The organism is Variovorax sp. 05L425, from assembly GCF_056397705.1.
Genome location: NZ_JBFTNY010000020.1, coordinates 67,783 through 80,304, shown reverse-complemented (window position 1 = coordinate 80,304; position 12,522 = coordinate 67,783). Strand labels below are relative to the sequence as shown.

Below are 12,522 nucleotides of genomic sequence, written 5' to 3'. Positions count from 1 at the left end.
CAAGGATTCTCAACGTGTTGAAGACAGCTCGCCGGGACTTCCGACGGCCACGCTGCCTGGCTTGCAGGTCAGTACGAGGATGACGAGCGTGAGCACATAGGGCACGGTATTGAAGAGGTGGTAACCCCACCCCACGCCGACCGATTGCAGCGCCGGGCCGATCGCGCCGGCACCGCCGAAGAGCAGTGCGGCGCCGATGCAGCGCAGCGGACTCCAGCGCGCGAAGATCACGAGCGCCACCGCGATCAGGCCTTGGCCGCTGGAGATGCCCTCGTTCCAGCTACCCGGATAGAAGAGCGTCAGCGACGCACCCCCGAGCCCCGCGATGAATCCGCCCGCCGTGGTGGCCGCGATGCGCAGGCCCGCGACGGAATAGCCAAGCGCTCGTGTCGCGTTCGCGGAATCTCCTGCCATGCGTACCAGCAATCCGATGCGCGTGTGCGCGAAGCCCCACCACAGCAACACTGCCAGCACGATGCCAACCGGCACCAGCGAATTGACCTGCAGCGCCGCCCGGATGACCGGGTTGTCGCTCCAGTTGCCCAGCGGAATCGCCGGCAATTGCGGCGCCTGCGGTTGGATCAGCGGCTTTCCCAGGTAGAACGCGAGCCCGGTGCCGAACAGCATCAGCGCGATGCCGGTCGCGACATCGTTGACACGGTCGAGCGAACACAGCAGGCCGTGCAGCAGCGCGAGCATCGCGCCCACGATGCCGCCGATCAGCACACCGAGCCATGCCGACCCTGTCAGCCACGCGCCGCCAAACGACGCCATCGCCGAAAGTACGAGCACGCCTTCCAGGCCGAGGTTGATGCGGCCGGACTTCTCCGTCAGGCATTCGCCCAGGCTGACGAACAGGAACGGCGCGCCGACGCGCAGCGCGCCGCCGACGATCGCGGCAACGAAGGCGATCCACTGGTCGGTGGTCATTGCGCGATCTCCTTGGCGAGCGCGGTGCTCGGCGCAGCCCTCGGCGCACGGTTCCTGAACAGCGCATTCCAATCGATCATTCGCAGCCCCTCGCTCGCCAGGATCAATACGAACGCCATGCCCTGCAGCACCAGCACCGAGGCGTCGGGCAACCCCAGCCGGCGCTGCAGCAGGCTGCCGGCGGCGCCGAAGCCTCCGAAGAGGATCGCCACCGGGATGACGGCCACCGGGTTGTGCCGTGCGATGAAGGACACAAGGATGCCCGCATAGCCGTAGCCTGCGATCAGCGAAGCGTTGGCATTCGTATGGACCGCCGCCACCTCCACCGCACCCGCCACACCGGCGCACGCGCCGCCGAGGCCGCAGGCGGCCAGGATCAATCGATTGGCCGGCAGCCCTACCAACTGGGCGGTCCGCGGATTGCCGCCGACGACCCGTACCGAGAAACCGGAGGCCGTTAAGCGCAGCCACAGCCCCGACACGATGCACGCGACCACGCCGATCACCAGGCCCCAGTGCACATCCGAACCGCCGATGCCACCGATCCCCAGTCCGTCCGCGAGCGATCGCGTCGCCGGCTTGTTGAGACTGGCCGGATCACGCAACGCACCTTCGACCAGATGCTTGAAGAGTCCGATCGCCACATAAGCGAGCAACAGGCTGCTGATGGTTTCGTTGATGCCGCGGTACTGACGCAGCCAACCCGCGAGTGCGATCCATGCCGCACCGGCCACCGCGCCCGCAATGCACAGCGCCACCGTGCCTGCGATGTTCGCCGGCAGCGGCAGCACATAAGGAAGCGCAGCGCAGGCCAGCCCGCCAAGCACCAGCGCGCCTTCGCCGCCGATGATCACCAGTCCCGCACGCGCCGGGATCGCGACGCACAACGCCGTGAGCATCAGCGGCGCCGCGCGCTGCAGCGTGTTCTGCCACGAGAACCAGTCGCCGAAGGCGCCCTTGAACAGGATGATCCAGACATCCAGCGGACTCGCGCCGGCGAACCAGACGAACACACCGAACAGCAACAGCGCCGCCGCGATGGCGAACACTGGCAATGCGATCTCGCGAAGAGTGTTGCGCATGAGGTGGGCGGCTATACGAAGCGAGCCAACCTGGGGGTCAGCCGACCGCCCCAACGACGCCTTCCACGAGGTAGTTCATCTTCTCCAGCTCGAGGTCGGTCTGCTTGAGCGTCTTGCCCGCCGGGATGACGACCGCACCCTTGTTGTCCTTCAGCGGCCCCTGGAAGATGTCGAAGCTGCCCGCGACCATCTTGGCCTTGAGATCGTCGGCGTTCTTCTTCGCGGCGTCGGTCACCATCGGACCGTAGGGCGACATCTTCACGTAGCCCTCTTTCAATCCACCGCGCAGGAAGTTCGGATGCGGCTTGCCGGCCTGTGCGGCATCGAGGACGGTCTTGTAGGCCGTCAGCCAGTTCCATTCCGCACCGGTCAGGTAGGCGTTGGGCGCGAGCTTGGCCTGGCTCGCGTGATAGCCGCACACCATCTTGCCGCGCTTGGCGGCGGTCTCGACCACCACCTTGGGGCCATCGACGTGCATCGTGAACACGTCGCAGCCCTGGTCGGCGAGGCTGTTGGTCGCCTCGGCTTCCTTGACGGCCATCGACCAGTCGCCGGTGAAGATCACGCTGCAGGTGATGTTCGGCTTGACCGAGCGCGCGCCCATGGTGAAGGCGTTGATGTTGCGCAGCACCTGGGGAATGGGCTTGGCAGCGACGAAGGCGATCTTGTTGCTCTTGGTCATGTGCCCGGCGATCACGCCGTTGAGGTATTGGCACTCGTCGATGTAGCCGAAGAAGCTGCCGACGTTCTTCGGGTGCTTGCCTTCGGTCCAGAGACCGCCGCAGTGCGAGAAGCGCACATCCGGATTCTTGGGCGCGACCGCCAAGATGTGCGGATCGAAGTAGCCAAAGGAAGTCGGGAAGAGCAGCGTCGCACCGTCCTGCGCGATCATCCCCGTCATCGTCTTCTGCACGGCCGCCGTCTCGGGCACGTTCTCTTCCTCAACCAGTTTGACGCCAGGCAGCTTCTTGAGCTCCGCCGCTGCTTGCGCGTGCGCCTGGTTGTAGCCGTAGTCGTCGCGTGGACCGACATAGATCACGCCGACGGTCAGCGGCTTCTGCGCGCCTGCGAGCGCGCTCCATCCGCCGAGCGTGGTCGCGGACGCGAGCGCAGCAAGTGACTTGAGGGAATCGCGGCGATTGAACTGGCTCATGGTGCTGACTCCTGGAGGTGTTGAAAGGGGTCGGAGGGCTGGTTGCCCTGTCTTGGATACAAGATGGTGTGCATAAACCGTACCAGCGGTTTCGGCCTGAAATCAGCCCAAAAGGCTCACGTGGGCCGCGACGACGCGCCAGCCTTGGGCAGTGCGCATCCATGTCTGGCTCTGGCGCCCCGTCTTTGTGCTTCCCTCGCGGCGGAATTCGATGTTCGCGGTGGCGAAGTCATGGCCGTAGGTGGTGATGATCGATCGCAAGACCTCACGGGCGAGCCCCTGCGACAGCCGCGATGCGCGGAAGGCCTGGATCTCGTTGTAGCCGTAGAGGTTTTCAGTGGCGCCATAGCGCAGCGTGTGCGGGCTGTCCCAGAACAACTCGTCAAGCACGTCGACCTTGTTGTTCACCAGCGCGTCTTCGTAGCGATCGAAGGCCGCGGTGACTTCAGCCAGCACCTCGGGCAAGTTGATGGGGTGATTCATTGACAACTTTCCTCAATCAGTGCGTCGAGCCACTCCAGGAATACCGCGGAACCGGCTTCGCCGGGCCGCTGGTATTGCCCCCGGCAGGGGGTGGGCGCCCGACACGAAGTGCGGGCAACCTGGGGGCGAGTCATAAGGTCGCGACGGGTGCCTGGGCCACGCCCGCGGATTCGAGCGCGGCGGCGATCCGCAGGACGAGGTCTTCGCGCCAAGGCGCAGCGATCACCTGGACGCCGATGGGCAGATCCGGATGCGCTCCCCACACAGGCACTGCGCACACGGGCAGGCCGATGCATGAGATGGGCTGGGTCAGCACACCCATGTTGGGACGGACTGGCAGACGCTGGCCGTTGAGCTCGAACCACTCGGCGCCGATCGGCGTCGCCGCGCAGGGCGTCGAAGCGGCAATCAGCACGTCGAAGCGCTCGAACAGCCGCGCCACCTGTTCGGCATAGCGTCGACGCACACGCTGTGCACGCGCAACCCAAGCCGCGGGCAGCAGCGCACCGGCGAGGAAGCGATCACGCGACAAGGGCTCGAAGTCCTGCGGACGGGTACGGAGGTCAGGCAGATGCAGCGCTGCGCCCTCCGCATTGGTGATGAGAAAGGCGGCGGCGCGTCCGGCTTCGACCATCGGCAGCTCGACCGTGTGGCTCGCGCCCAGTGCTTGCGCGACAGCGTCGACGGCAGTCAGCGCCTCGGGCTGCGCACGTTCGCGAAAGTAGCCGCCCAGTACGCCGATCCGAAGCCCTTGCAGGCCGCGCGCGAGTGTGGGCGTCGTGAGTTCCACGCCGCGCTGTGCGCACCCAGGATCGCGCAGGCCGAAGGGCTCCGGACCTTGCATCGCATCGTAGGAAAGCGCCAAGTCGCGTACCGAGCGCGCGAAAGGCCCGAGATGATCGAGGCTCGACACGAAGGGAAAGCTGCCGGTGCGCGGCAGACGGCCGAAGGTCGGCTTCAGTCCGAAGACGCCACACAGCGACGCCGGCACGCGGATCGATCCGTTGGTATCGGAGCCCAGCGAGAGTGGCACCTGCCCTGCCGCAACGGCCGCGCCGGACCCACCCGACGAACCGCCGGCAATGCGCGACAGGTCATGCGGATTGCGCGCCGGACCTACGTGGCTGTTTTCCGTGGTGAAGCCGTAGGCGTACTCGTCCATGTTGAGCGCGCCCACCAGGACTGCACCGGCGCTTTCAAGGCGGCGGACGAGCGCTGCATCGCCTCGCGCCGGTTGGCTCTCGCGTTCGATCTTCGAGCCGGCGAGAGTCGGGAGGCCGGCGATGTCGAAGAGGTTCTTCACCGCGAAAGGCACGCCAAGCAACGGCAGCTCGCGCGTGCGGGCACTCTTGTCCGATGCCAGTGACGCGTCGACTTGCGCCGCTCGCCGCAGCGCGCGCTCGCGGACCACGTCCGTGAAGGCGTTGACGCGTCCGTCCGTTGCGTCGATGCGATCCAGGCTCGCCTGGACGAGCGCAGTCGCGCTGACCATGCCGGCGCGCACCGCCGCTGCCATCGCCGATGCATCGCGACGCAGGAATTCCGCTGCGGTCATTCCTCCTTCTCCTTCGGCGAGACCGGCGCAAAACTCACCGCCGCTTCGTCATGCGGATCGAGCGGCACGGCTTCGACGATCGCGGCGAACTCCGCGGCGAGCCCGAAGTAGCGCACGACCCCGGGCCGATGATCGGGGCGCAGCCGCAACCCCAATGCGGCAGAGGCCGCGTCGACATAGGCTTCGATCTGTGCCGGCGTCATGGCTGCACCTGAGAATCAGAGGTGTCGCGCGAGGCGATGTAGGCGCGCCATCCGCCGTGGTGCGTGACGTCCTCGGCATCGGCCACGGCGAGCGCTTCGCAAAGAAAGCCTTGTACGCTGCTCCCGTCGGCGAGCCCGAGACTTCCGATGCCCAGCGGCGCCGGAATGAGCGCAACGAAGCCGCCGTACTGCGCGAGCGGCATCTCCCAGATTTCGACAGCGATCGCTGCGCCTTCGCCGGACGGCACGCGCAGGAGGCCGGGCTTCGGCGGTACCGTGCCGGGCAGCGCAAAGAGGCGGTATTCGGGCGCCGTGTACGTGGCGTGCAGCAGGCGAGCGCCCCTTTCGGTCAACTGGCCGTTGAGCGGCATGCCCGACAAATGGGCACCGACGACCGCCACCTTGGTCACAGCCGGCTGCGCAACGAGCGGCAGCGGCGCGGGCACCGGCATCGGCTCGTCGGTCGCGCCCAGCGGCAGGACCGTGGCATGGTGAAAGCGCTGGCCGAGCTCGGCAAGCTGGAAGTCGCTGCCGCAGCGGCCGATCAAGGTGATGCCGAATGGCAGGCCATCCTCCCGCATGCTCGACGGCACCGAGATCGCTGCGTAGTCGAGCAGATTCACGAAGTTGGTGTATTCGCCGAAGTTGCGGTTGAGGCCGACCGGATCGGCCCGCATCGCTTCGATCGTGTAGTGCGTCGGCGCGGTCGGCACCATCAGGACGTCGATGTCGTTCCAGATGGCGGCGGCGCGTTGGCCCAGCGCCTGCAGCTTCACGCGTGCATCGACATAGTCGGCCGCGCTGTAGCGCCGTCCCTGGGCGATGATGCCGCGCACGGGCTCGATCACCTCGGCCTCGTGGGCGTCGAAGAAGTCGCGGACGGCTGCGTAGCGTTCGGCCACCAGGGCGCTGTCATAGAGCAGCGCTGCGGCCTCGGCCAGCGGCGCATAGTCGATCTCGACGGGCGTGCCGCCGAGCGCCTTCATCTGTTCGACGGCGCGGGCGAAGGCCTTGGCGGACAGGGCATCGCCGAAGAACCGGAGCTTCGACGGAACGCCGAAGCGAAAGCTTCTCGGCAGCGGCTGCGTCATCAGCGCGAGGTCGCGCGAATAGGGGTCTTCCGAATCGAAGCCCATCGCCGCCTGCAGCACGCGGGCAGCGACTTCCACCGTGCGGGCGAATATCGACACGCAATCCACACTCTGCGCCGCAGGCACCACGCCGCGCGCGCTGACGAGGCCGCGCGACGGCTTGATGCCGACGATGTTGTTGAGCCCCGCCGGCACACGTCCGGAGCCGGCGGTGTCGGTGCCGAGCGCGAAATCGACCTGCCCCGTCGCCACGACATAGGCCGAGCCGGAGCTCGATCCGCCCGACACATAGCGCGCATTGAAGCTGTTCGGCACCGCACCGTAGGGCGAGCGCGTGCCACTCAGCCCGCAGGCGAACTGGTCCAGATTGGTCTTTCCGAGCACCGCTGCACCGGCATCGAGCAGACGCTGCACCGCCTGGGCGTGTGCGGTCGGCGTCCGCTCGAAGGCGGGGCACGCCGCCGTGGTGGGCACGCCGGCCACGTCGATGTTGTCCTTGACCGCAAAGCACAGGCCGGACAGCGGGCCGGTGTCTGCACCGTGCAGCGGCGTGTCGAGGCGCGTGATCCACGCCCGCGCGGCGATCTCGTTGGTCTGCGGATCCTTGGTCTTGCCTTCGGGCAAGCCATCTTCATGCACCATCGTTAAGCGTCCTGTCTTGTGTACAAGATGCCTTGCAAACCGTATGCCAGCGTTTGCCAAGAGCCGGACCGTCGCCTGCGCGAGACATGCGGGAATAATGAGAGGCCTCAACGACACCTCTCCATGTCCGCACCACCGGCTGCCGAAGCCTCTCCTTCCCCGCCCTGGCGCGACGCGCTCAAGGTCTACCTTGAACCCGCCACCCTGCGCATGCTGGCGCTGGGCTTCTCTGCCGGCCTGCCCTTGCTGCTGGTGCTGGGCACGCTGAGCTTTCGCCTGCGGGAGGCCGGCGTCGACCGCACCACGATCGGTTTCCTGAGCTGGGTCGGCTTGGCCTACGGCTTCAAGTGGGTCTGGGCGCCTCTGGTCGACCGACTGCCCATCCCTCCGCTGACCACGCTGCTCGGGCGGCGACGGGGTTGGCTCCTGCTGGCGCAGATGGCCGTGATCGCCGGGCTTTGCGGCATGGCCTTCAACGATCCGCGCGACGGCCTGCCGCCGCTGGTCTGGTGCGCGCTGCTGGTCGCCTTCGCCTCCGCCACGCAAGACATCGCGCTCGATGCCTTCCGTATCGAATCCGCGGCGACGCGCAAGCAGGCCGCGCTGGCGGCGGCCTACCAGACCGGTTACCGGCTCGCGATGATCTGGGCGGGCGCGGGCGTCCTGTGGGTCGCAGCGTGGGCCGAGGTGTCCGGCATCACCGGCTACCAGAACGCGGCGTGGAAGTTCGCCTATCTCGTGATGGCCGGGTCCATGGCCGTGGGCGTGATCACTGTGCTCCTTTCGCCCGAGCCCGTGCGCGCCGTGCTGCCGCAGCCGAAGAGCGTCGGCGAATGGCTGGAGAGCGTGCTGATCGAACCCTTCGCCGACTTCATCCGCCGCTACCGGTGGCAAGCGGTGCTGATCCTGTCGCTGATCGCCATCTACCGGATCAGCGACGTGGTGATGGGCATCATGGCCAATCCGTTCTACGTCGACATGGGGTTCACCAAGGACGAGGTTGCCACGGTCAGCAAGGTCTACGGCGTGATCATGACGCTGGCCGGCGCCTTCGTCGGCGGCGTGCTGTCGATGCGGCTGGGCGTGATGCGGGTGCTGATGCTCGGCGCCGTCCTGAGCGCCGCGAGCAACCTGCTCTTCGCGGGACTGGCCACGCGCGGGCACGACCTGACCGCGCTCGTCGTCGTGGTGTCGGCCGACAACCTGGCCGGAGGCATCGCCTCGGCGGCATTCATCGCCTATCTCTCAAGCCTGACTAACGTGAGCTATTCGGCCACGCAGTACGCGCTGTTCAGTTCACTGATGCTGCTGTTGCCGAAGTTCATCGCCGGCTATTCGGGCGCGTTCGTGGACGCCCACGGCTACAGCGCCTTCTTCATTGGCACGGCGATGCTGGGCGTGCCGGTGCTGTTCCTGGTGGCGCTGGCGTCGCGGTCGTACAGCAACGGCAAGGCAAAAGCCCCTGCTGAGTCCGCCGACTCGGCGCCGTCCTGACCCAACGCGGCCCGCCAGCCCGAGCCCAGCCGCGGCATTCACTGACGTCCGACCCCGGGAGCTTGCTGTTAGGCTGTGCAGTTTTCACGCTGCCGTCTTCGGTACACACCTTTCTTCATCGTGTCACCTTCACGCATCCCCCCACTGCATATCAGCGCCTTCACGGCGACGTCGTCCGTCGGCGCCGGCAAGGCATCTCTCCTCGCCGCGCTCGAACAGTCGCGCAGCGGGCTCCGCGCCAATGACTTCGGCCCGACGCCGCTGCCGACATGGATCGGACGCGTCGACGGCCTTGAAGAGCTGCGGCTCCCCGAGCACCTCGCGAGCTGGGATTGCCGCAACAACCGACTGGCGTGGCTGGGCATGCAGGCCGACGGCTTCATGGAGGCCGTGGCCGATGCGTCCAAGCGCCATGGCCCCGCGCGCATCGCGCTGATCCTGGGCACATCCACGTCAAGCATCGGCGAAACCGAGGCGGCCTACACACGGCTCGATGACGGCGCGTTCCCGGTTGACCAGCGACGCCCAAAGGTCCATACACCGCATTCGCTCACGATGTTCGTGCAGGAGGCGCTAGGCCTCGAAGGGCCTGCTGAAACGATCTCCACCGCCTGTTCGTCAAGCGCCAAGGTGTTCGCATCGGCCGAGCGCCTGATCCGTCTCGGGCTGGTCGATGCGGCCGTGGTCGGGGGCGTCGACACGCTCTGCGGCAGCGTGCTCTTCGGCTTCAATTCGCTCGAACTGGTCTCGCCTGAACCGTGCCGGCCCTTCGACGCCGACCGCAACGGCATCAGCCTCGGCGAAGCCGCGGGCTTCGCGCTGGTCGAGCGCGGTCAGGGCAAGCTCGAACTGTTGGGCTATGGCGAAGCGAGCGACGCGCACCACATGTCCACGCCTCATCCCGAAGGACTGGGTGCCGAGAAAGCGCTCGACGATGCGCTTGCGCGCGCCGGCCTGAAGGCAGAAGCCATCGACTACATCAACATGCACGGCACGGCCAGCACCAAGAACGACGAAGTCGAAGGCGCGCTGGTCGCGCGGCGCTTCCCCGAGACCACCCACGCCAGCTCGACCAAGGGATTCACCGGCCACACACTGGGTGCGGCAGGCATCGTCGAAGCCGTGATCAGCCTGCTGGCGATCGAAACGGGCCTGAAGCCCGGCACCGTGAACACCACCACGCTCGACGCCGAGTGCGGCCCGCAGATCAAGCTGAAGCCCGCACGCGGGGAAGTGCGCTACGCGCTGAGCAATTCCTTCGGCTTCGGCGGCAACAACTGCTCGCTGATCTTCGGAAAAGGAGCAGCGGCATGAGTGGCGCAAAGACTCCCACCCTCTACATCGAAGGCCCCGCCTTCTGGGCGCCCACATTGCCTGGCTGGGACATTGCCAGCGCCGTCTTTCGCGGCGAGGCAAGCCCGGCCGATCCGCCGGCCAAGCGGCCGTCGCCGCAAGTCCTCGCCCCGGCCGAGCGCCGCCGCGCGCCCGACACCGTGGCGCTGGCGCTCGAGGTCGCGACCGCAGCGGTCGCCGGCGCGGGTCGAAACGCCGCCGACCTGCCCTGCGTGTTCGCATCGGCGCACGGCGATCTGGGCATCAACGACTACATGTGCAGCACGCTGGCCGCCGATCCCAAGTTGCTGTCGCCGATCAAGTTCCACAACTCGGTGCACAACGCCGCCGTGGGCTACTGGACGATCGGCACCGGCTGCATGGCCGCGAGCAATTCGCTGACCGCCTACGAAAGCACCTTCGCCGCCGGCCTGCTCGAAGCCGCGGCGCAATGCGCCGCAGACCAGCAGCCTGTGCTGCTCGTTGGCTACGACATGCCTGCCGTGGGCGCGCTCGCTTCGGTGACGACCAGCCGCGGCCTGCTGGCGGTGGCCCTCGTCGTTTCGCCGACACGCACCGAGCGCACCGTGGCCGCGCTCGAATGGTCGCTCGCCACCGGACCGGCGACGACGCCCGCGCTGCGGAGCGACGCCGCGCGCGCGCTCGATGCCAATGCGATGGCCGACGCACTTCCCTTCTTCGAGGCACTGGCGCACGACGATGCCGAATCGCTCAGCCTGCCGCTGTCTGCCAAGCTCTCGCTGCAGCTTCAACTGCAACCCACATTGCAACTCGAAGGGCAAGGCTGAGGGTCTCATGAGCATGCCGCCCTCCGAACACGACGTTGTGATCATGGGTGGCGGCCTTGCCGGGCTCACGCTCGCGCTGCAGATCAAACAGCGCTTCGCCGACCTCGACGTCGTGGTGCTGGAGCGCCGGACCCATCCGGTGCCACAGGCCACGCACAAGATCGGCGAGTCGTCGGTCGAGATCGGCGCGCACTACTTCGACACGGTGCTCGGCCTCAAGCCACACATGCACGGCGCGCAGCTGCGCAAGTTCGGATTCCGGTTCTTCTTCAGCGAGGGCCGGCGCGACATCGAAAACGTCACCGAGATCGGCGCCAGCCGCTATCTCTCGGTGCCCAGCTACCAGATCGACCGCGGCATCTTCGAAAACTTCCTGGCCGAGGAAGCGTCTCGCCGGGGTGTGCGCTTCATCGACAGCGCGACCGTCCGCCGGATCGAACTGGCCGAAGATGCGCACTGCCCGCATCGGATCGAATGGGCGCGCCACGGCGAATCGCATGCCATTCATGCCCGCTGGCTGGTCGATGCTTGCGGGCGGGCCGGCATGCTCAAGCGCAAGCTCGGCCTGGCACAGCCCAACGCGCACGACTGCAATGCCGTGTGGTTTCGCATCGGCGAGCGCATCATGATCGACGACTGGTCCGACGACCCGGAATGGCGCGCACGCTGCGAACCGCGGGCACGCTGGCTCTCGACCAACCATCTGGTGGGCGCGGGCTACTGGGTGTGGCTCATTCCGCTGGCATCGGGCTCCCATTCAGTCGGCATCGTGGCGGACCCGCGCATCCACCCGCTCGAGCGGATGGACACCTTCGACAAGGCGATGCAGTGGCTCCGCACCTGGCAGCCGCGCCTGTACGACGATCTCGACGAAAAGCGCCATCTGCTGCAGGACTTCGCCTTCTTCCGCGGGTTTTCGTATGGCTGCAAGCAGGTTTTTTCCGGCCAACGCTGGGCGCTGACGGGCGAGGCCGGCCTGTTTCTCGATCCGTTCTATTCGCCGGGCAGTGATTTCATCGCGGTCGGCAACACCTACATCACCGATTTGATCGCGCACGACCGCGCCGGCCACACCGTGGATGCACGCGCGCAGCTCTACGACCAGATCTACCACTCGTTCTATGAGAGCACGCTGGCGCTCTACACCGACCAGTATTCGCTCTTCGGCGATCCCGAGGTACTGCCGGTCAAGGTGATCTGGGACTACACCTACTACTGGGGGGTGCTGTCGCAGATCTTCTTCCAGCATCGACTCACCGACCTGGCACTGCTGGGCCGCCTGCGCGAAGAGCTCCAGCATTGCCAGCGACTCAATGTCGCCATGCAGGAATTCTTGCGTGCGTGGTCCGGCGTGAGCTTCCGCCGCAATCGACCGCTGATGCTCGATCAGGCAGCGCTGCCTTGGTTTGCCGAGCTCAACCGCTGCCTCACGGACCGGCTGGACGATCGTGCCTTCGAAGGCCGGATGAGGGATTCGGCGCAGCAGTTGCGCGCACTGGCGGCCGAGATTCTGGAGCGCGCTACCCGCGATCACCCTGAACTCGCAGCGGAAGGCCTGCAAGCGGCACTGGACGAAAGACCGCATGCCATCGGCCCCGAGATCCCGCGCGAACCCATGCTTTTCGCGTCGGGATGAAAGCCGCCGCCACGACATTTACCCAACTTTACGAAGCGTTCAAGCCTGCTTGGCGGCGCAGGAAGAACCTAGCAACATCAAACGCCCGACACCGAGCGCGCACGAAGGTTGA

At 66.7% G+C, this 12,522-nt stretch carries 11 protein-coding genes; 4 read left to right on the top strand and 7 right to left on the bottom strand.

Annotated features, from left to right (window positions below):
- Positions 1–9 precede the first annotated feature (9 nt).
- From AC1DN9_RS21825 to atzF, 7 genes are all read right to left on the bottom strand, one after another.
- Complete coding sequence (locus AC1DN9_RS21825) at positions 10–930, bottom strand: ABC transporter permease (RefSeq protein WP_478103644.1); 921 nt, start codon at positions 928–930, stop codon at positions 10–12.
- Positions 927–2,012 (bottom strand): ABC transporter permease, encoded by a 1,086-nt coding sequence (locus AC1DN9_RS21820; protein WP_478103642.1) that lies wholly within the window; start codon positions 2,010–2,012, stop codon positions 927–929. The genes AC1DN9_RS21825 and AC1DN9_RS21820 overlap by 4 nt, the downstream gene beginning before the upstream one ends.
- A 37-nt stretch (positions 2,013–2,049) precedes the next feature.
- Positions 2,050–3,165 carry a BMP family ABC transporter substrate-binding protein gene (locus AC1DN9_RS21815; RefSeq protein WP_478103641.1) on the bottom strand — a complete coding sequence of 372 codons (1,116 nt, stop codon included), beginning with the start codon at positions 3,163–3,165 and terminating at the stop codon, positions 2,050–2,052.
- Between the two features lie 102 nt (positions 3,166–3,267).
- Positions 3,268–3,648, bottom strand: coding sequence for an oxalurate catabolism protein HpxZ (gene hpxZ, locus AC1DN9_RS21810; RefSeq protein ID WP_478103640.1), 381 nt, complete (start codon positions 3,646–3,648; stop codon positions 3,268–3,270).
- Between the two features lie 130 nt (positions 3,649–3,778).
- Positions 3,779–5,203, bottom strand: a complete 1,425-nt coding sequence (locus AC1DN9_RS21805) for an AtzE family amidohydrolase (protein ID WP_478103638.1) — start codon at positions 5,201–5,203, stop codon at positions 3,779–3,781.
- The gene (locus AC1DN9_RS21800; RefSeq protein WP_478103637.1) at positions 5,200–5,406 is read right to left on the bottom strand and encodes a DUF4089 domain-containing protein; all 207 of its coding nucleotides are present in this window, start codon (positions 5,404–5,406) and stop codon (positions 5,200–5,202) included. The genes AC1DN9_RS21805 and AC1DN9_RS21800 overlap by 4 nt, the downstream gene beginning before the upstream one ends.
- Complete coding sequence (gene atzF / locus AC1DN9_RS21795) at positions 5,403–7,139, bottom strand: allophanate hydrolase (protein ID WP_478103636.1); 1,737 nt, start codon at positions 7,137–7,139, stop codon at positions 5,403–5,405. Before atzF ends, AC1DN9_RS21800 begins: the two co-directional genes overlap by 4 nt.
- A gap of 123 nt (positions 7,140–7,262) precedes the next feature.
- Here atzF and AC1DN9_RS21790 point away from each other — a divergent pair, with 123 nt between their 5' ends.
- The 4 genes from AC1DN9_RS21790 (at position 7,263) to AC1DN9_RS21775 (ending at position 12,410) form a co-directional block, all read left to right on the top strand.
- A complete protein-coding gene (locus tag AC1DN9_RS21790) occupies positions 7,263–8,633 on the top strand; it encodes an AmpG family muropeptide MFS transporter (protein ID WP_478103634.1) in 1,371 nt (456 codons plus the stop codon).
- 120 nt (positions 8,634–8,753) lie between these two features.
- Complete coding sequence (locus AC1DN9_RS21785) at positions 8,754–9,947, top strand: beta-ketoacyl-[acyl-carrier-protein] synthase family protein (RefSeq protein ID WP_478103633.1); 1,194 nt, start codon at positions 8,754–8,756, stop codon at positions 9,945–9,947.
- Positions 9,944–10,774 carry a beta-ketoacyl synthase chain length factor gene (locus AC1DN9_RS21780; protein WP_478103632.1) on the top strand — a complete coding sequence of 277 codons (831 nt, stop codon included), beginning with the start codon at positions 9,944–9,946 and terminating at the stop codon, positions 10,772–10,774. The genes AC1DN9_RS21785 and AC1DN9_RS21780 overlap by 4 nt, the downstream gene beginning before the upstream one ends.
- 7 nt (positions 10,775–10,781) lie before the next feature.
- Complete coding sequence (locus AC1DN9_RS21775) at positions 10,782–12,410, top strand: NAD(P)/FAD-dependent oxidoreductase (RefSeq protein ID WP_478103630.1); 1,629 nt, start codon at positions 10,782–10,784, stop codon at positions 12,408–12,410.
- The last annotated feature ends 112 nt before the right edge of the window (positions 12,411–12,522 follow it).